Source organism: Streptomyces sp. NPDC050263, from assembly GCF_040655955.1.
Lineage (GTDB): Bacteria > Actinomycetota > Actinomycetes > Streptomycetales > Streptomycetaceae > Streptomyces.
This window is the reverse complement of sequence record NZ_JBFAKW010000015.1, coordinates 62907-80274: the sequence shown is the minus strand read 5'-3', so window position 1 is coordinate 80274 and position 17368 is coordinate 62907. Positions and strand designations below refer to the sequence as shown.

Below are 17368 nucleotides of genomic sequence, written 5' to 3'. Positions count from 1 at the left end.
ACGTAGGGTTTTCGAGGGGGATTTGAGTAGGCATGGCCAATTTCTCGAAGTCGAACGTGCCGCAGTTCTCGGTGGACGTCTATCAGAACGAGTACCTGCCGGAGGGCGGCCGCGAGGTCAACGCGATCGTCACGGTGACCTCCACCGGCGGCGGCACCGTGGGCAGCGCGGTCGCCTCGCCGCACCTCTACTCGCCGGGCGAGGGCCCGTCCGCCGCGGTGGCGGTCATGGTGGACTGCTCCGGCTCGATGGACTACCCGCCGACCAAGATGCGCAACGCCCGCGACGCCACCGCCGCCGCCGTCGACACCCTGCGCGACGGCGTGCACTTCGCGGTGATCGGCGGCACCCACGTCGCCAAGGAGGTCTACCCGGGCGGGGGCCGGCTCGCGGTCGCCGACGCGACCACCCGCGAGCAGGCCAAGCAGGCGCTGCGCCGGCTGAGCGCGGGCGGCGGCACGGCCATCGGCACCTGGCTGCGGCTGGCCGACCGGCTGCTGTCCACGGCGGACGTCGCCATCCGGCACGGCATCGTGCTCACCGACGGCCGCAACGAGCACGAATCGCCGGAGGACCTGAAGGCGGCCCTGGACTCCTGCGCCGGACGTTTCACCTGTGACGCCCGAGGCGTGGGCACCGACTGGGAAGTGAAAGAAGTCACAGGGATCGCCTCCGCCCTGCTCGGCACCGCCGACATCGTCGCCGACCCGGCCGGCCTCGCCGCCGACTTCACGCAGATGATGGAGACGGCGATGGGCAAGGAGGTCGCGGACGTCGCCCTGCGGCTGTGGACCCCGGTCGGCACCACCGTCAAGTTCGTCAAGCAGGTCGCGCCGACGGTCGAGGAGCTGACCGGACGCCGCACGGAGGCGGGCCCGCGCGCGGGCGACTACCCCACCGGTTCCTGGGGCGACGAGTCCCGCGACTACCACGTGTGCGTCGAGGTCCCGGCCGCGAGCATCGGCCAGGAGATGCTGGCCGCGCGGGTCTCGCTCGTCATCCCGCAGCCGGAGGGCAGCGTCCAGAACCTGGGCGCGCAGGGTCTCGTCCGCGCCGTGTGGACCGACGACATGGCCGCCTCGACGTCGATCAACCCCCAGGTCGCGCACTACACAGGCCAGGCCGAACTGGCACAGGTCATCCAACAGGGGTTGGATCTGCGCAAAGCGGGAGATATGGATGGAGCAACGGCCAAACTGGGCCGGGCCGTTCAGCTCGCGAGCGTCTCGGGGAACGCGGATACTGCGAAACTGCTTGCGAAGGTGGTGGACGTGGTCGATGCCACGACAGGTACTGTGCGACTGAAGGCGAAGGTCGCGGACGCCGACGAGATGACGCTCGAGACCCGGTCCACAAAGACTGTTCGTGTAAAGAAGTGACCTGAACGAGCTCTTGGGACACCGAAACAGAGAGGGGGACGCGCCGACATGCCGACCTGCCCGAACGGACACCAGTCGGGTTCCGACGACTGGTGCGAGGTCTGCGGTCACCGCATGGCCGGTGCCGTACCTCCGCCGCCTCCGCCGCCCCCCACGGTCGGCGGCTACGGCTTCCCACCGCCCCAGCCCGGCCAGGGCCAGCCCGGGCAGCCCGGTGGAGGACGGCATCTGTCGTCCGTACCGGACCACGAGCCCGAGCTCTGTCCGCAGTGCCGAACGCCCCGTGAGGGCGGCGCGCCGTTCTGCGAGGAGTGCCGGTGGAACTTCCTCACCAACACGGCGACCTCGTACATGCCGGCCGCCCCGCGCCCGCCGGCCGCCGGTCCCGGCGCTCCGGGCGGACCCGGTGGCCCCGGCGGTCCCGGCGGTCCCGGCGGTCAGTTCCCGCCGGCGCCTCCGTCCTACGGGGGCAGTGATTCGTTCGAGTACCAGGGCTCCCGCCCGTCGCAGGTGAACCGTCCCGCCGAACCGCTCCAGCCCTTCGGCGGCGAGCCGGGAGGCCCCTCGGGACGGGCAGGCGGCCCTCCGACGTTCGGCCGCGAGCCCTCGGGTCCCGGCGGTCCCGGTGGACAGGGCGGCCCCGGTGGCCCCGGCAGGCCCGGCGGTCCGTCGGCGGGCGCCTTCGGGCATGATCCGTCCGGACCCGGCGGCCGTCCCCCCGGCCCGTCCGGCGACCCCTTCGGCGGCCCGTCCGGCGACCCCTTCGGCGGCCCGCCGTCGAGCCCGCCCCAGGACCCCTACCGGCGCGAGCAGACCGGGCAGTCCTCCGACCCCTTCGGACGCGAGCCTTCCGCCGACCCCTTCGGGCGCCTGCCCTCCGGTCCCGGCGGTCGTCCGCCCGGCCCGCCCGGCTCCGGCCAGGGTGGTCCGCCCGGCTCCGGCCAGGGTGGTCCGTCCGGCTTCGGCGGCGACCCCTCACGGCCGGCTCCGCCTCCCGGGCCCACGCCCACGGCCGGCCCCGGCATGCCGGGTCAGGGCGGCCACGGTCGCCATGGCGGCGGCCAGGGCGGTCCCGGAGGCCCCGGCGGTCCGGGGGTTCCGCAGGCCTTCCAGCCGTCCGGCCCGCCGGCCCGGCCGGGCTACCCGCAGGAGACGGGCCGCCCGCAGGGCGGTCAGCCCTTCGGCGGCGGTGACGACGACTGGGTGCTCTCCCCGCCGTCGAACACGGGACCCGGCGGACCCCAGGGCGGCGGTGGCGGCTACGGCTACCCACAGCCCGGCGCCACGCAGGCACCGCCCCCGCCCGGCCCGGCGTTCCCGCAGCAGCCGACGACGTGGATGGCGACGATCGGCCCGGACCGCGCGTACTTCATGGCGATGATGCACCGCTCGGGCCCCGAGGCCGCGGGGCTGAACCTGCCCGCGTACTCGCCCGAGCAGCAGCGCACGCTCATCGGCAACCAGATCACCATCGGCCGCCGTCGCCACTCCACCGGCGAGACCCCCGACATCGACCTGTCGGTGCCTCCGGAGGACCCGGGCGTCTCGCACCAGCACGCGGTGCTGGTCCAGCAGCCGGACGGCGGCTGGGCGGTCGTCGACCAGAACTCGACGAACGGCACGACGGTCAACGGCTCGGAAGAACCGATCCAGCCGTTCGTCCCGGTACCGCTCCAGGACGGCGACCAGGTACACGTCGGCGCCTGGACGACGATCACGGTCCGCCGCGGCTAGGACCTGTCCTAAAGCGGTCCTAAAGCTCGACCGGTCCGGTGTCCGACGAACCCGGAAGGGGCCACGCGTACGGCCCCTCCGGTTCGTCGAGCCAGGCCCACGCGTGCTCGGGGCCGACCGTGATGCCGAAGCGCTCCCGGCCCGGCATGCCCTCGCGCTCCCACAGCGCGAACGCCTCCTGCGGTTCGAGGGTCTCCCGGGTCAGCGCCAGCAGGAAGTGGAACAGCTCGCTCTCCCTGGCCCGGCGCGGCACCCCGGCGAGCGCCACCGGCTCCGGCTCGGACCGCTCCGACCCGCACGGCGGCGACCCGCGCAGCGGCACGAAGTAGGCCGGGGTGTGCAGGAAGCGCCCCTCGGCCTGACCGGCGTCCCGGACGGTCAGCCCGATCAGCCCGGTGGCCAGCGGCGCCAGGATCAGGGCGCCGGGGGCGCACTGGGCCAGCCAGACCCGGGGGATCGACGTCAGCGTGCAGGTCGCGATGATCCGGTCGAAGGGGGCGCGTTCGGGGACCCCTCGCGCCCCGTCCCCGGTGACGACGGTGGGCCGGTACCCGGCGTCGGCGAGATGCCTGCGGGCCGACTCGGTGATCTCCGGATCCAGATCGACGGTGGTGACGTTCCCGTCGCCGAGCCGGTACGACAGCAGCGCCGCGTTGTAGCCCGTGCCCGCGCCGATCTCCAGCACCCGGCTGCCGTCCTCGACCCGCAGCTCGGCCAGCATCAGCGCCATCAGCGAGGGCTGGCTGCTGGACGAGACCAGCACGCCGTCGCGCAGCCGGGTGGCCAGCGGGACGTCCTCGTACGCGCCGCGCGCCCAGCGTTCCCGGGTACGCGGGTCTGGGCTCTCGCCCCAGCGCCGTTCATAGCCGCCGACGCCGCCGGCGCCGCCCACGCCTGAGACGTAGTAGTACGGCACGAAGAGGTGCCGCGGGACGTGCGCGAAGGCGGCCCGCCACCGCGGGTCGGCGTCGAAGGCCCCGCTCGCCTCGATCACCCGCACCAGCGAGGCCCGCGCGGAGACGGCGACGTCGAGCTCGTGCGCAACCATGACTCCACTGTGCGGCGCACGGCACCGGGAAGCGAGCGTGCGGACGGTGGTCCTGGGACAGGTCCTAAGCCTCGGGTCCTCCGTCTCCCCGTCTGAGACCATGGGGACGTGAAAGAGATTCGGCGCGGCACGCTTCAGGAGCAGACCTTCTACGAGCAGGTCGGTGGGGAGGAGACCTTCCGCCGACTGGTCCACCGTTTCTACCAGGGAGTCGCCGAGGACCCGATCCTGCGGCCCATGTACCCCGAGGCGGATCTCGGTCCGGCCGAGGAGCGGTTCGCGCTCTTCCTCATGCAGTACTGGGGCGGCCCGACGACCTACAGCGACAACCGCGGCCACCCGCGCCTGCGGATGCGGCACGCGCCCTTCGTCGTGGACCGGGCCGCGCACGACGCCTGGCTGAAGCACATGCGCGACGCGGTCGACGAGCTCTCCTTGCCCGAGGAGCACGACCGGACGCTGTGGAACTACCTGACGTACGCGGCGGCGTCGATGGTGAACACCCCCGAGTAGTACCGACGAGCAGTACCGACGAGCAGCGCCTGCCGTAACCGAACGGAAATGCGGCAGGGGTATTGACGCGCCCCGAAAACCGCTGCATGGTTACCGACATCGAGACATCAGATGTCTGATGTCAGATGCCAAGGAGTCGACCGGCCGGGCCGCGCCAGCACCCCGGTACGGTGGCTCCCGACCCGCACCCAGCACCCCGCTCGCCCGCCGGAGGCCCACCGATGTCGCTCTCCGAAGACCTCGCCGAACGTCTGCTCAGCGAGATCATCGACGGCACCCACCCGACGGACTCCGCGCTCCCCCCGGAGGCCGAGCTCGCCGAGCGGGCGGCCGTGAGCCGGCTCACCGTCCGCGAGGCCGTGAAGCAACTGCGCGCGCAGAACGTCGTACGGGTCGTCCGCGGCCGTGGCACCTACGTGAACCCGCCGGACCGCTGGACCGCTCTGGCGCCGGTGGTGCGTGCCGTGTCCCGCTCCTCCCACACCTCCCTGTCCGAGCGTCTGATCGAGGCCCGGCGCCTCATCGAGAACGGCGCCACGGAACTGGCCGCACTCCGCCGCGACGACACCCACCTCGCGGAGCTGCGCGAGCACCTCGCCACCATGCGAGAGGCCGCCGACGAGGCCGACACCGAGAAGTTCGTGCAGGCCGACATCGACTTCCACGCCACGGTGATGCGGGCGACGGGCAACCTCTTCGTCCCCCTCCTCTTCGAGCCCTTCGGCGCGCTGCTCGCCGAGGGCCGACGCGAGACCTCCGCGGTCCCCCAGATCCGCCTCAACGCCATCGCCCACCACGAGGACGTGCTGCGCGCCCTCGAGTCCGGCGACCCGGATCAGGCCCGCGAGGCGATGAACGCCCACATGCACCAGACGGCGACGGACTACCGCACACATGTCGTGAAGTCGGCCGAGTAACACCGGGCGACGCCGTCCGGCCTGCGACCGGCCGCGCTTCCCCCTCCCCTTACCGCTCCTCCCCTCACCGCTCCTCCCCTTACCGCTCCTCCCCTCACCCCCGTCACCCCCATCCCAGGAACCGCCATGTCCCTACCCCGTCATGCCCTCCCGGAGGGCGAGGTTCTCGCCGGACTGCCTCCCGTCAGGGAGATCGCCCCCTCCGAGGTGGCGGCCCGGCTGGAGTCGGCCCCCCGCCTCGCCGTCCTCGACGACGACCCCACCGGTACCCAGACCGTCAAGGACATCCCGGTCCTCACCACCTGGAGCGTCGAGGACCTCCGCTGGGCGCTGCGCCAGAACAGCCCGGCCTTCTTCGTCCTCACCAACACCCGCAGCCTCTCCGCCCAGGACGCCGCCACCCGCAACCGGGAGGTCGCGCGCGCCCTGCACGAGGCATCCCGGGCCGAGGGCATCCCTCATGTCATCGCCTCCCGCGGCGACTCCACGCTCCGCGGGCACTTCCCCCTGGAGACCGACGTCCTCGCCGAGGAGCTGACGGCGACCGGCGCCGCCCCGGACGGAGTCGTCCTCGTCCCGGCCTACATCGAGGCAGGCCGCCTCACCGTCGACTCGACCCACTGGATGCGGACCCCCGACGGCAAGCTCCTCCCGGTCGGCGAGAGCGAGTTCGCGAAGGACGCCACCTTCGGCTACACCTCGTCCGCCCTCCCCGACTGGGTGGAGGAGAAGACGAGGGGCCGCGTCCGCGCCGACACGGTCCTGCGCGTCACCCTCGCCGACCTGCGCACCGGCGGCCCCGCCCACGTGGCCGACCGGCTCCGCACCCTCCGGGACGGCGCGACGGCGGTCGTCGACGCCGTATGCGACGACGACCTCCGCGTCCTGGCCCTGGCACTCGCCGAAGCGGAGAAGAGCGGCACCCGTCTGCTGTACCGGGTGGGCCCCTCCTTCGTCCGCGCCCGGGCCGGCCAGGCCGCCCACCCCCCGCTCACCGCCGCCGAACTCGGCCCGCTGCGCGCTCCCTCACCGCACGGCCTGATCGTGGTCGGTTCGCATGTCTCCCTGACCACCCGCCAGTTGGACCGTCTGCGCGAGTCCACAGCCGACCTCGCCGAGTACGAACTCGACGTCGCCCGGCTCCTCGACCCGGCCGACCGCGACACGCACCTGCGCGAGATCGCCACCGCCGCGACGGCCGCCATGGCCACGGCCGACACGGTCATCCGCACCACCCGCACCGTGGTCACGGCGGCGGACCCGGACGAGAGCCTCGCGATCTCCCGCAGCGTCTCCGCGGCCCTGGTCGAGACGGTCCGGCTGATCACGGCGGCCCGCCGGCCGGCCTTCGTCGTCGCCAAGGGCGGCATCACCTCCAGCGACACCGCCACCCACGGCCTGGAGATCCGCCGTGCCTGGGCCCGCGGCACCCTGCTGCCCGGCATCGTCTCGCTCTGGCAGCCCGTCGACGGCCCGGCCGCCGGCATCCCCTACATCGTGTTCGCCGGGAACGTCGGCGGCGACGACGCCCTCGTCGACGCCCTCGCCCTGCTGAGAAGCGCCGCCCGACGCCGCTGACCGGGCTCCGGCCGCCCCACCGGAAATCACCTCGCCGCTCCCCAGAAAGGCACCGCACATCCGATGAACCCCCGTCCCCGCATCGCAGTGATCGGCCTGGGCGCCATGGGTCTCCCCATGGCCACCCGCCTCGCCGCGCATCTCCCCGTCACCGCCTACGACGTCGCCGAACCCCGGCTCGCCCGGCTCGCTGCGGCGGGCGGCACCCCCGCCGGCACCCCCGCCGACGCCGCCCGTGACGCCGACGTCGTGCTGCTCGCCGTCCGCGACCAGTCCCAGGTCGAAGCCGCCCTGTTCGGCGTCGGCGGCGCGGCCGAGACCCTGCGCCCCGGCGCCGCCGTCGTCCTCACCAGCACGGTCGGCCCGGACGCGGCCCGCGCGACGGCCGCCCGGCTCGCCGAGCACGGCGTCCGCACGGTCGACGCGCCGGTCAGCGGCGGCCCGGTCCGCGCCGGGAACGGCGATCTCCTCATCGTCGTCGGCGCCGACGACGAGGCGCTCCACCTGGCCCGCCCGGTCCTGGACCTGCTGGCCTCCACCCTCACGGTCGTCGGCCCCCGCCCCGGCGACGGCCAGGCGCTCAAGGCGATCAACCAGCTCCTCGCCGGCGTCCACATCGCCGCAGCCGCGGAGGCCGTCGCCCTCGCCCGCGGCCTCGGCCTCGACCCCGCCACGGTCGTCGAGAGCCTGCGCCACGGCGCGGCCGGTTCCTTCATGTTCGCCGACCGCGGCCCCCGCATGGTCGAGACGTACGCGAGCGACACCGCCCCCGAGGTGAAGTCCCGCCTGGACATCTTCGTGAAGGACATGGGCATCGTCACCGGCATCGCGAAGGACGCCCACGTCCCCGTCCCGCTCGCCTCCGCCGCCCAGCAGCTCTACCTCCTCGGCGAGGCGGCCGGTCTGGCCGCCCACGACGACTCGTCCCTGGTCACCGTCCTGTCCCCGAAGCCCTCGAAGTCCCTCGACACCTCCGACGCTCCCGAGGGAGGCACCCGATGAGCCACACCGCTCTCCTGCTGACAGCCGCCGTCGGCGTCGGCGTTCTGCTGCTGCTCATCCTCCGCGCCAAGGTCCAGCCGTTCGTCGCCCTGGTCGTCGTCTCCATCGGCGTCGCGCTCACCGCGGGCGTGCCGGCCGCCGACCTGGTGAAGACCATCGAGGAGGGCATGGGCTCCACCCTGGGCCACATCGCCACGATCATCGCCCTGGGCGCCATGATCGGCCGGATCATCGAACTCTCCGGCGGAGCCGCGTCGTTCGCCCACTCCCTCATCGACCGCTTCGGCTCCAAGCGCACCCCGCTCGCGCTCACGGTCGCCGGTTTCGTCCTCGGCATCCCCGTCTTCTTCGAGGTCGGCCTGATCATCCTGATGCCGATCGCGTACGGCGTCGCCCGCGCCTCCCGCAAGCCGCTCCTCGTCTACGCCCTGCCCATGGGCGCGGCCATGCTCACGGTGCACGCCTTCCTGCCCCCGCACCCCGGCGCGGTCGCCGTCACCCAGGCCATCGGCGCCGACCAGGGCCTCGTCCTGCTGCTCGGCATCCCGGTCACCGCGGTCGTCGTCCTGCTCGGCTACCTCGTCTCGCGCCGCATCACCCGCCGCGAGTACCCGATGGACCCGGCCGTGTACGCGGAGGTCTACGGCGAGGAGCCGGCAACCGAGTCCGCCGCCGGATCCGTCGCCGGGGCCGCTGCCGGGGCCGCTGCCGGATCCGGCCCCGCCGCCGCCCGGCCTCCCTCCCTCCCCGACGACGGCCACGGCACCGCGGTCCTCGCCAGACCGGCCCCGACGGCCGCCGCCGACCCGGGCGCAGGCCCGCGCCCGCCCGCCTTCGGCACGGTCCTCGCGCTGATCGTCACCCCGATCCTGCTGATCCTCGCCGGCACGCTCGGCCAGAACCTCCTGGCCGAGGGCTCCACCCTCCGTGCCGTCCTCACGGTCCTCGGCGCGCCCATGGTGGCCCTGCTGATCGACGTGGCGCTGTGCGCCTACGTCCTCGGCGCCCGCGCGGGCTGGGACCGTGCCCGCGTCGCGGACGTGATGGGCTCGGCGCTGCCGCCGGTGGCCATGGTGATCCTGGTGGCAGGCGCGGGCGGGGTCTTCGGCAAGGTGCTGGTGGCGAGCGGCATCGGCGACGCGATCGCCGACGTCCTCGACCGCACCGGCCTGCCCGCGCTCTTCCTCGCCTTCCTGACGGCGCTGACCCTGCGCGCCGCCCAGGGCTCGACGACCGTGGCCCTGATCACCACGGCGGGCATCCTCACCCCGCTCCTCCAGCGCGCCGACCTCTCCACGGGCCAGCTCTCCCTGGTCGCCCTGGCGATGGGCGCGGGCGGTCTCGCCGTCTCGCACATCAACGACGCGGGCTACTGGATGTTCACCAAACTGGCCGGTCTGGACGTCGCCTCCGGCCTGCGCACCTGGACGGTCCTGACGACCACGATGGGCGTCATCGGCTTCGCCCTGACGGCAGCGCTCTGGCCCCTGATGTGACGGGGACATCCCTGACGGGGACATCCCTGACGGGGACATCCCTGACGGGGATGTGGATCGTCGCCGGTACGACCGGGCTCAGCGGACGCTGACGCCGACCCCGAGCATCCCCAGCCGCCCTGCCCGCCGTACGGCGATCGACCCGTACGGGGTGCGCAGCCGCAGCCATCCGCCGAGCGAGAGCAACGCCAGGTCCCCGGACCCCGCCGAGGGGCGGAGGAAGCCGAGCGACTGGGCCGCGTGCACGGCCCGCACGGGAAGTCCGGTCTCCCCGACCGTCCGGGACCAGATCTCCCGCCCGATCCGGTCGAGCTCCGCCCGGGTCCGCAGCTCGGCCGCCAACTCCTCGGTACGGGACCGGAATTCGGCGACGGCCGCGCCGACCGTCGCGCGCAGCGCGTCCGGCGCGGGCAGCCCGGCCTCGGGCCGCCAGCCGCCGCGCGGCGGCAGCACACCGGCCCACGGCGGCCCGGTGACGGCCCCGGGGACCCCGGCCGTGGCGGCGGCCTCGTCGACGGACTCCAGCAGTTCGCCCGCCGAGACGGTCACGTCCAGCGTGGCGTCGATGCCGTTCTCGTACGGTTTGGCCAGCCGGACCGCGCGAATCGCGAGCACCTCGAAGGACGGCGGCCGGCCGAAGACGGCGAGCGCTGTGCCGGCCGCCTGCAGCCGGACCGCTGCTCCACGGTCGTAGTGGAGCAGCCGGGAGAGGAAGGCCGCGAGGTCCGCCGCCTCCCCCTCGTCGGCGAGGTGGAGCACCGTCATGCGGCGACGGCCTCCTTGTCGGCGACCTGGTCGTCGTCCCGGTACTCGTTCAGGAACTCACGCTCGTCCGCGGTGATCCGTCGCGGCAGCTGAGTCTCGAAGTCGAACGGCACCACGACGGTGGAGGCCTGGACATAGACGACGTCACCGTCCTTCACCTCGTAGGTGATGGTGAAGGACGCCGCCCTTAGCTCCGTGACCCACAGCTCGATGTCCACGGGCGTGCGCCGGTGGACGAGCTGTCGCCTGTAGTCGATCTCGTGGCGCGCCACCACGGACCCCTGCTTGAAGTTCTTCTCCGGGCGGAACAGGAAGTCGATACGGGCTTCCTCCAGGTAGCGGAGGAAGACCACGTTGTTGACGTGGCCGTACGCGTCCATGTCCGCCCAGCGCAGCGGGCAGCGGTAGATGTGCCGCAAGATCGATCAGCCCCGGGTCAGCTTCTTGTAGGTGGCGCGGTGCGGACGAGCTGCGTCCGCACCGAGACGCTCGATCTTGTTCTTCTCGTACGACTCGAAGTTGCCCTCGAACCAGAACCACTTGGAGTCACCCTCGTAGGCGAGGATGTGCGTGGCCACTCGGTCCAGGAACCACCGGTCGTGGGAGACGACCACGGCCGCACCCGGGAACTCGAGCAGAGCGTTCTCGAGGGAGCTGAGGGTCTCGACGTCGAGGTCGTTCGTCGGCTCGTCGAGGAGGAGCAGGTTGCCGCCCTGCTTGAGGGTGAGCGCGAGGTTCAGACGGTTGCGCTCACCACCGGAGAGCACACCGGCGGGCTTCTGCTGGTCCGGCCCCTTGAACCCGAAGGCGGAGACGTAGGCGCGGCTCGGCATCTCGACCTGGCCGACATTGATGTAGTCGAGCTCGTCGCTCACGACGGCCCACAGCGACTTCTTGGGGTCGATGTTCTCGCGGCTCTGGTCGACGTACGAGATCTTGACGGTCTCGCCGACCTTGATGCTGCCGGAGTCCGGGGTCTCGAGCCCCTGGATCATCTTGAAGAGCGTGGTCTTGCCGGCGCCGTTGGGGCCGATGACGCCGACGATCCCGTTACGCGGCAGCGTGAAGGAGAGATCGTCGATGAGCACCTTCTCCCCGAAGGCCTTGGAGAGGTTGTTGACCTCGACGACGATGGAACCGAGCCGCGGACCCGGCGGGATCTGGATCTCCTCGAAGTCCAGCTTCCGCATCTTGTCGGCCTCGGCCGCCATCTCCTCGTACCGCGCGAGACGGGCCTTGGACTTGGCCTGCCGCCCCTTGGCGTTGGACCGCACCCAGTCGAGCTCCTCCTTGAGCCGCTTGGCGCGCTTGGCGTCCTTCTGCCCCTCGACCTTGAGGCGGGTCGCCTTGGTCTCGAGGTAGGTGGAGTAGTTGCCCTCGTAGGGGTGGGCCCGACCGCGGTCGAGCTCCAGGATCCACTCGGCGACGTTGTCCAGGAAGTACCGGTCGTGGGTGACGGCGACGACGGTGCCGGGGTACTTGGCGAGGTGCTGCTCCAGCCACTGGACGGACTCGGCGTCCAGGTGGTTGGTGGGCTCGTCGAGCAGCAACAGGTCGGGGGCCTCGAGCAGCAGCTTGCAGAGCGCGACCCGGCGGCGCTCACCACCGGAGAGGTTGGTGACGGGCCAGTCGCCGGGCGGGCAGCCCAAGGCGTCCATGGCCTGCTCGAGCTGGGTGTCCAGGTCCCACGCGTTGGCGTGGTCCAGGTCCTCCTGCAGCTTGCCCATCTCGTCGAGCAGCGCGTCCGAGTAGTCGGTCGCCATCAGCTCGGCGACCTCGTTGAAGCGCTTGAGCTTGCCCATGATCTCGGCGGCGCCGTCCTGCACGTTCTCCAGGACCGTCTTGGCCTCGTCGAGCGGCGGCTCCTGGAGCAGCATGCCGACGGAGTAGCCCGGCGACAGGAAGGCATCACCGTTGGAGGGGTGCTCCAGCCCCGCCATGATCTTCAGAACGGTGGACTTACCAGCACCGTTCGGCCCGACCACACCGATCTTCGCGCCGGGGAGGAAGCTCAGCGTCACGTCGTCAAGGATGACCTTGTCGCCGTGCGCCTTGCGCGTCTTGCGCATGGTGTAGATGTACTCAGCCAAGAGAAACCGTCCGGCAGCTTGAAATCAGGCAGTGGGCAGATACACCCCATCTTGCCTGAGGTCCACCCCCGGGTGGTAACCCATATGGTCGGGAGTGGCTGACCTGGGGGTTCGGGGGTGACGGCTGGGGGTGGTCCGTCGCCGACAGTCGGTTTCCGACGCGTGCCGCCGGAGCTACAGCTGACGGGACTGGTTCGTGCTGTTCTCCTTGCGGCCGATCAGGATCAGCGCCGCGCCGCCGATGACCACCAGGCCGATGGCCGTGCCCGCGATGAGGGGGGTCACGCTGGTGCCGCCTGTCGCGGCGAGGTTGGTGTCGTTCGTGACCGAGGTGCCGCCCACCGTGGCCGGGCTCGGTTGGCTGAGGGTCTGGGTGGTCAGGTCGGCGGTCTCGTCGGCCTGGGTCCGGCAGTCCAGGACGCCGGTGAAGCGGTTCTCGACGCCCTGCGGCCCGTTGATCGTGAAGTCGTAGGCCTGGTCCTCCTGGAGCGGGACCGTCACCGTCTGGGACGCGCCCGCGGGGACGGCGTGCTCCGTGCCCATCAGTTCGAAGACGAAAGCCGCGTCGCCCTGGTTGGTGGCGGTGATGTCCACGCCCGTCTTCGCGCAGTTCTTCGCCGCCGACAGTGCCGGAATCGCGCCCTGCTTCGCCCAGGTCGCGCTCGCCGTCGCCGACACCGTCGACTCGCTGGAGCCGGCCAGGATCTGGGTCTGGCTGCGGCTCTCGGAGGTGAAGGCGCGGCCGACCGGGACGGTGGTCGAGGCCTGGACGGTCAGCTCGGCCGAGCCGTCCGCCGCGTCGAGGGGCACGTCGAAGAACAGCTGGCTGCCGTTCGTCACCGACGTGACCTCCTTGCCGTCCTTCCCGACGATCCGTACGCCGCTGGTGGCGGCGTCCCGCGGGGGCGTCACCGTCACGCCGCTCGCGTTGGTGTGCACCGTCACCGGGCCGAGCAGTTCGCCGGGGTGGCCGGAGACGGCGGGTGCGTCGAGGGTGAGCGAGGCCGTGGGCTCGGCCAGGGCGCGGGCGGCCTTCTGGAGGTAGTCCGCGAGCCGTTCGGCCTGCGGGTCGACGGCGTCGACGGCCGCGCCGTCCGAGTAGCGCCAGATGGCGACCTGGGTGCCGGCGGCCGCGTCCTGCTCGGTGAGACCGCCGTCGATGCCCGCCTTGTCCGCGAGCGAGGCGAGGTTGTTGACCTGGGGGTAGGAGTTCTGCAGGATCCAGCGGATCCGGCCCGCGTCCCGGTTGGCGCCGAGCGAGGTGCCGCTCCACGGCGTCTCGTGGTAACGGGCGTCCTTCTGCGTGGGGTTGTAGAGGTCGACGCAGTAGGTCTGAAGGGTGCCGCCGCCTTCGACGGACATCTCGAACAGGCCGGCCGAGACCTCCTGGTCCCCGCCCGCGGCGTGGATCACTGCGGCGCCGAAGGTCTTGAGGCCGCCTATGGTCGCGGTGGCCCCGCCCTGACTCTGTGCCATCTCGGCGGCCGCGGCCGGACCGGCGCCCGCGAGCACTCCGACGGTCACGGCGACGAAGCCGGACACCAGCGTCGCCACCGTGAGGCGGACCGCACCCCGTCCACGCACGAACGGCGCGGAGAACGAAGAAATCACGCAATTCCCCTTCGAGCAGGACCCGTTGATGTGGGGGGTACGGTCCCACCAGCAGAATCAGAAGCCCCGTGAGCCACGTCCGGCATCCTAGAGACGCCGCGCACCACGCTTACCGGTCATCTCATCGGATCGCCGATCCGACTCGGAATCGTTATCCCCAAGATCGTCCACGAGCCCGGCTTATCGACAAATCCATTCGGCTGCTTGGAACGCATTCGCCGATAAGCCGCAGTTCGGCCCCGGGGCACGGTTACGGCAGTTGACGCTCCGTCACCGCCGCCCCGTCCCCCGCCCCTGAGCACCTGCCCGTCAGCACCTGCCCCTCAGCTCAACCCGACTGAGCTCGGCTCAGCTCACCGCCACCGGCTCGCGTCGGTGCGCAGTGTCGGGCTCCGGCCGCGCGGCGTCGGCCGGGGAATCCGCGGCCGGTGTCTCCCAGTCGGGTTCGGGCTGCGCGGGCGTTCCGGCGGCCGTCGGCTCGGGGCGGCCCGAGCGCCGGAACGCCGACGTGCCCCGCGAGATGTCGTGGCCGATCGCCACCGCGTCGATGTCCGCCGACGTCCGGCCCTGCTGTCCGTCGCGCAGCTCCGTGCGCACCTTCAGCCTGCCCTGGACGATCACCGGGTCGCCGACGTTCAGCGAGGCCGTCGCGTTCGTGGCCAGCTGCCGGTTGGCCCACACGGTGAAGAAGTTGGTGTGCCCGTCCGTCCAGGTGCTCTTGTCGCGGTCCCAGTAGCGCGAGGTCACCGCCAGCCGGAACCTCGCCGACCCGCCCGCCGCCAGGTCCCGGTAGACCGGTTGCGTCGCCACGTTGCCCACCGCGCAGATGATCGTGTCGTTCACTCGAAACCCCTCCTCGCCGGACGGCCGCGCCGCCCGGATACGCGTACGGGCCCCTCCCGTACGGTTGCGTCCGCCTCGGCGGTCACGGCCGCCGCGTGCACCGCGTACCGTCACCGCCCTCGCGGCGACCGCGTCCGTCGCGATCGCCGCAGAGCCAGACTGCCTCCGTCGGGCCGGGCCCGCCGAGCGCTGTGGATCACCGTCCGCCTGTGGAAAACTCCACCACCCGGACGAGTGACCTACACCCCGCTCCCCGTGATCACCCGAGCCCGCACGGCCCACACCGTCCACACGGCCCCCACCGTCCGCACAGCCCACACCCCCCGCACCTCCCTCACCGCACGCCGGCCCCCACACCCGTGACCCGCGCGTACTGCTCCCGGACCTCCCGGTACCGCAGCAGTTCCGCGGCCACGGGATCCAGCACGCGTGCCCGGCCACACCCGGCCGCCGCCTCCCGCAACCGGCGCTCCGCGTCCTGTCCGTACCGCCGAGCCGGTCCCCGGGCCGCCAGCCGGCAGCTCCACTCGACCAGCGGGCCGCCGATGATGCCGACCACCATCAGCAGCACCGGCACCCCCAGGTTCGGCGCCATGACCCCGACGATCTGACCGACCAGCCACAGCCCCCCGACGACCTGGAGGAGGGTCATGGACGCCTGCGCCAGGACGGCCACCGGCCACCAGCCCGGCCGCGGCGGTCGCCCCGGCGGCAGTCCGGCGCGCGCCGCCAGCTCGTCCAGCGCCTCGGGCAGCCCCTGCGCACCTCGTACGGCCGCCTCCCGCACGGCCTGCGCCCACGGCGTGGGCAGCCCCGCCGAGGCCCGCTCGGACACCGTGCGCACCGCCTGCTCGACGCGTTGCCGTGCCGTGGCCTCCTCGTCGGCCTGGGCGCGGACCGGGAGCCGTCCGGTGGGAGGGTCCCGCCGCTCCTGGTGCCACCGCCACAGCCGCAGCCACGGCGTCCCGCACGCACGCCCCGCGTTGCGCAGCCAGGCGCGTTCGGCGGCCTCGCCCGCCGCGACGGCGCCCACGGCGTCCGCGAGCAGCGCGGCGAACTCGTCCCGCGCCTCCTCGCTGAGCCCGGTGCGCCGCCCGGTGGCGTAGACGGACCGCAGCCGCCACGCGGCGGCGTCCAGGTCGGCGGAGACCCGCCGGGCCGCGGCGCCGCGCTCCGCGACGAACTGCCCGAGCAGCTCGCGCAGTTCCCCGATGCCGTCCCCGGTGAGCGCGGACAGGGCGAGCACGGTGGCGCCCGGCTCGCCGTACTCGCCGAGCGCGACGCCGTCCTCGTCGAGCAGCCGCCGCAGGTCGTCGAGGACCAGTTCGGCGGCCTCGCCGGGCAGCCGGTCGACCTGGTTGAGGACGACGAACATGACCTCCGCGTGGCCCGCCATCGGCCGCAGATAGCGCTCGTGGAGGACGGCGTCGGCGTACTTCTCCGGATCGACGACCCAGATGACGGCGTCGACGAGTCCCAGGACGCGGTCGACCTGCTCGCGGTGCTGCACGGCCGCCGAGTCGTGGTCGGGCAGGTCGACGAGGACGAGCCCGCGCAACTGCGCCTCCGCGTCCGCGCTCTGCACCGGCCGTCTGCGCAGCCGGCCCGGGATGCCGAGCCGGTCGATGAGGTTCGACGCGCCGTCGCTCCAGCTGCACACGATGGGCGCCGAGGTGGTCGGCCGGCGGACGCCCGTCTCCGAGATGGTCACTCCGGCGAGGGCGTTGAACAGCTGGGACTTGCCGCTTCCGGTGGCGCCCGCGATGGCGACGACGGTGTGCTGCCCGGAGAGCCTGCGCCGGGCCGCCGCCTCGTCGAGGACCCGGCCGGCCTGGGCGAGCGTCCGGCTGTCGAGGCGGGTGCGGGAGAGCCCCACGAGTTCGCGCAGCGCGTCGAGGCGGGAGCGCAGGGCTCCGTCGTAGGCGAGCGGGGTCGTGGGCAGGGGGGCGGCGCCGCTGCCGCCGGCCCGCTTCTCCATGACGGCGGCCTGCTCGGCGGCGGAGGCCTCGCTCACGCGACGGGCGATGAGACCGTCGTCCCAGGCTCCGGCGGAGTCCGGACGAGCGTACGCGCGCGTGTCCGGACGCGTGTCCGCGCGCGTGTCCGGACGCGTGTCCGCGCGCTCGTCTGTGCGCGAAGAGACGTCGGCGTCGGGCACGCGCGCGTGCTTCTCCTCCGCGCCGCCCTCCTCAGGATCTGCGCCTGTACCGTCCTGCGCCTGCTTCCCGCCTTCCTGGTTCGACTCCTCGTTCCCCGCGCCGTCACTCTCCCCCGGACTGCTGTCGCCCGTGTCATCGGTGTGGCCCATGTGGCCTGTGTGCTCCACGTGGTCCGTGTGGTCCGTGTGGTCCGTGTGGTCCGTGTGGTCCTGGTCAGTGACGGCGGTCACCGG

14 protein-coding genes are annotated in these 17368 nt (G+C 72.7%); 7 read left to right on the top strand and 7 right to left on the bottom strand.

Annotated elements, in window-relative coordinates:
• The first annotated feature begins 32 nt into the window (after positions 1-32).
• Together AB0J04_RS10095 and AB0J04_RS10090 are read left to right on the top strand one after the other, a co-directional pair.
• Positions 33-1379: a VWA domain-containing protein gene (locus AB0J04_RS10095; RefSeq protein ID WP_363167890.1), complete on the top strand. Its 1347-nt coding sequence runs from the start codon at positions 33-35 to the stop codon at positions 1377-1379.
• Between the two features lie 48 nt (positions 1380-1427).
• On the top strand, positions 1428-3113 hold the full coding sequence (locus AB0J04_RS10090; RefSeq protein ID WP_363167889.1) for an FHA domain-containing protein: 1686 nt from the start codon (positions 1428-1430) through the stop codon (positions 3111-3113).
• 19 nt (positions 3114-3132) lie between these two features.
• On the opposite strand, the gene AB0J04_RS10085 is transcribed toward AB0J04_RS10090, so the two are convergent.
• Positions 3133-4161, bottom strand: coding sequence for a methyltransferase domain-containing protein (locus tag AB0J04_RS10085; RefSeq protein ID WP_363167888.1), 1029 nt, complete (start codon positions 4159-4161; stop codon positions 3133-3135).
• A gap of 108 nt (positions 4162-4269) precedes the next feature.
• Here AB0J04_RS10085 and AB0J04_RS10080 point away from each other — a divergent pair, with 108 nt between their 5' ends.
• The 5 genes from AB0J04_RS10080 to AB0J04_RS10060 all read left to right on the top strand — a co-directional run bounded on the left by AB0J04_RS10080 (position 4270) and on the right by AB0J04_RS10060 (position 9667).
• A complete protein-coding gene (locus AB0J04_RS10080) occupies positions 4270-4674 on the top strand; it encodes a globin (RefSeq protein ID WP_363167887.1) in 405 nt (134 codons plus the stop codon).
• Positions 4675-4895: 221 nt separating this feature from the next.
• A complete protein-coding gene (locus AB0J04_RS10075) occupies positions 4896-5591 on the top strand; it encodes a FadR/GntR family transcriptional regulator (protein WP_363167886.1) in 696 nt (231 codons plus the stop codon).
• Between the two features lie 126 nt (positions 5592-5717).
• Positions 5718-7169: a four-carbon acid sugar kinase family protein gene (locus tag AB0J04_RS10070; RefSeq protein WP_363167885.1), complete on the top strand. Its 1452-nt coding sequence runs from the start codon at positions 5718-5720 to the stop codon at positions 7167-7169.
• A 63-nt stretch (positions 7170-7232) separates the two neighbouring features.
• A complete protein-coding gene (locus tag AB0J04_RS10065; protein WP_363167884.1) occupies positions 7233-8171 on the top strand; it encodes an NAD(P)-dependent oxidoreductase in 939 nt (312 codons plus the stop codon).
• Complete coding sequence (locus AB0J04_RS10060) at positions 8168-9667, top strand: SLC13 family permease (RefSeq protein ID WP_363167883.1); 1500 nt, start codon at positions 8168-8170, stop codon at positions 9665-9667. The genes AB0J04_RS10065 and AB0J04_RS10060 overlap by 4 nt, the downstream gene beginning before the upstream one ends.
• Before the next feature lie 78 nt (positions 9668-9745).
• Here the strand turns inward: AB0J04_RS10060 and AB0J04_RS10055 are convergent, their stop codons facing one another.
• The 6 genes from AB0J04_RS10055 to AB0J04_RS10030 all read right to left on the bottom strand — a co-directional run bounded on the left by AB0J04_RS10055 (position 9746) and on the right by AB0J04_RS10030 (position 17365).
• Complete coding sequence (locus tag AB0J04_RS10055; RefSeq protein ID WP_363167882.1) at positions 9746-10432, bottom strand: hypothetical protein; 687 nt, start codon at positions 10430-10432, stop codon at positions 9746-9748.
• The gene (locus AB0J04_RS10050; RefSeq protein WP_363167881.1) at positions 10429-10851 is read right to left on the bottom strand and encodes a thioesterase family protein; all 423 of its coding nucleotides are present in this window, start codon (positions 10849-10851) and stop codon (positions 10429-10431) included. Before AB0J04_RS10050 ends, AB0J04_RS10055 begins: the two co-directional genes overlap by 4 nt.
• A gap of 6 nt (positions 10852-10857) precedes the next feature.
• Positions 10858-12522 carry an energy-dependent translational throttle protein EttA gene (gene ettA / locus AB0J04_RS10045; protein WP_351906380.1) on the bottom strand — a complete coding sequence of 555 codons (1665 nt, stop codon included), beginning with the start codon at positions 12520-12522 and terminating at the stop codon, positions 10858-10860.
• A gap of 174 nt (positions 12523-12696) precedes the next feature.
• The gene (locus tag AB0J04_RS10040; RefSeq protein WP_363167880.1) at positions 12697-14133 is read right to left on the bottom strand and encodes a TQXA domain-containing protein; all 1437 of its coding nucleotides are present in this window, start codon (positions 14131-14133) and stop codon (positions 12697-12699) included.
• A gap of 348 nt (positions 14134-14481) precedes the next feature.
• Positions 14482-14976 carry a single-stranded DNA-binding protein gene (locus AB0J04_RS10035; protein WP_363167879.1) on the bottom strand — a complete coding sequence of 165 codons (495 nt, stop codon included), beginning with the start codon at positions 14974-14976 and terminating at the stop codon, positions 14482-14484.
• A 334-nt stretch (positions 14977-15310) separates the two neighbouring features.
• The gene (locus AB0J04_RS10030) at positions 15311-17365 is read right to left on the bottom strand and encodes a GTPase (RefSeq protein WP_363167878.1); all 2055 of its coding nucleotides are present in this window, start codon (positions 17363-17365) and stop codon (positions 15311-15313) included.
• Positions 17366-17368 lie beyond the last annotated feature (3 nt).

What these genes read in the sequence shown, in the direction of transcription:
- AB0J04_RS10065 (WP_363167884.1), top strand. Translation starts at nt 7,233, where the DNA reads ATGAACCCCCGTCCCCGCATCGCAGTGATCGGCCTGGGCGCCATGGGT.
- AB0J04_RS10095 (WP_363167890.1), top strand. Translation starts at nt 33, where the DNA reads ATGGCCAATTTCTCGAAGTCGAACGTGCCGCAGTTCTCGGTGGACGTC.
- AB0J04_RS10090 (WP_363167889.1), top strand. Translation starts at nt 1,428, where the DNA reads ATGCCGACCTGCCCGAACGGACACCAGTCGGGTTCCGACGACTGGTGC.
- AB0J04_RS10060 (WP_363167883.1), top strand. Translation starts at nt 8,168, where the DNA reads ATGAGCCACACCGCTCTCCTGCTGACAGCCGCCGTCGGCGTCGGCGTT.
- AB0J04_RS10075 (WP_363167886.1), top strand. Translation starts at nt 4,896, where the DNA reads ATGTCGCTCTCCGAAGACCTCGCCGAACGTCTGCTCAGCGAGATCATC.
- AB0J04_RS10055 (WP_363167882.1), bottom strand. Translation starts at nt 10,432, where the DNA reads ATGACGGTGCTCCACCTCGCCGACGAGGGGGAGGCGGCGGACCTCGCG.
- AB0J04_RS10085 (WP_363167888.1), bottom strand. Translation starts at nt 4,161, where the DNA reads ATGGTTGCGCACGAGCTCGACGTCGCCGTCTCCGCGCGGGCCTCGCTG.
- AB0J04_RS10070 (WP_363167885.1), top strand. Translation starts at nt 5,718, where the DNA reads ATGTCCCTACCCCGTCATGCCCTCCCGGAGGGCGAGGTTCTCGCCGGA.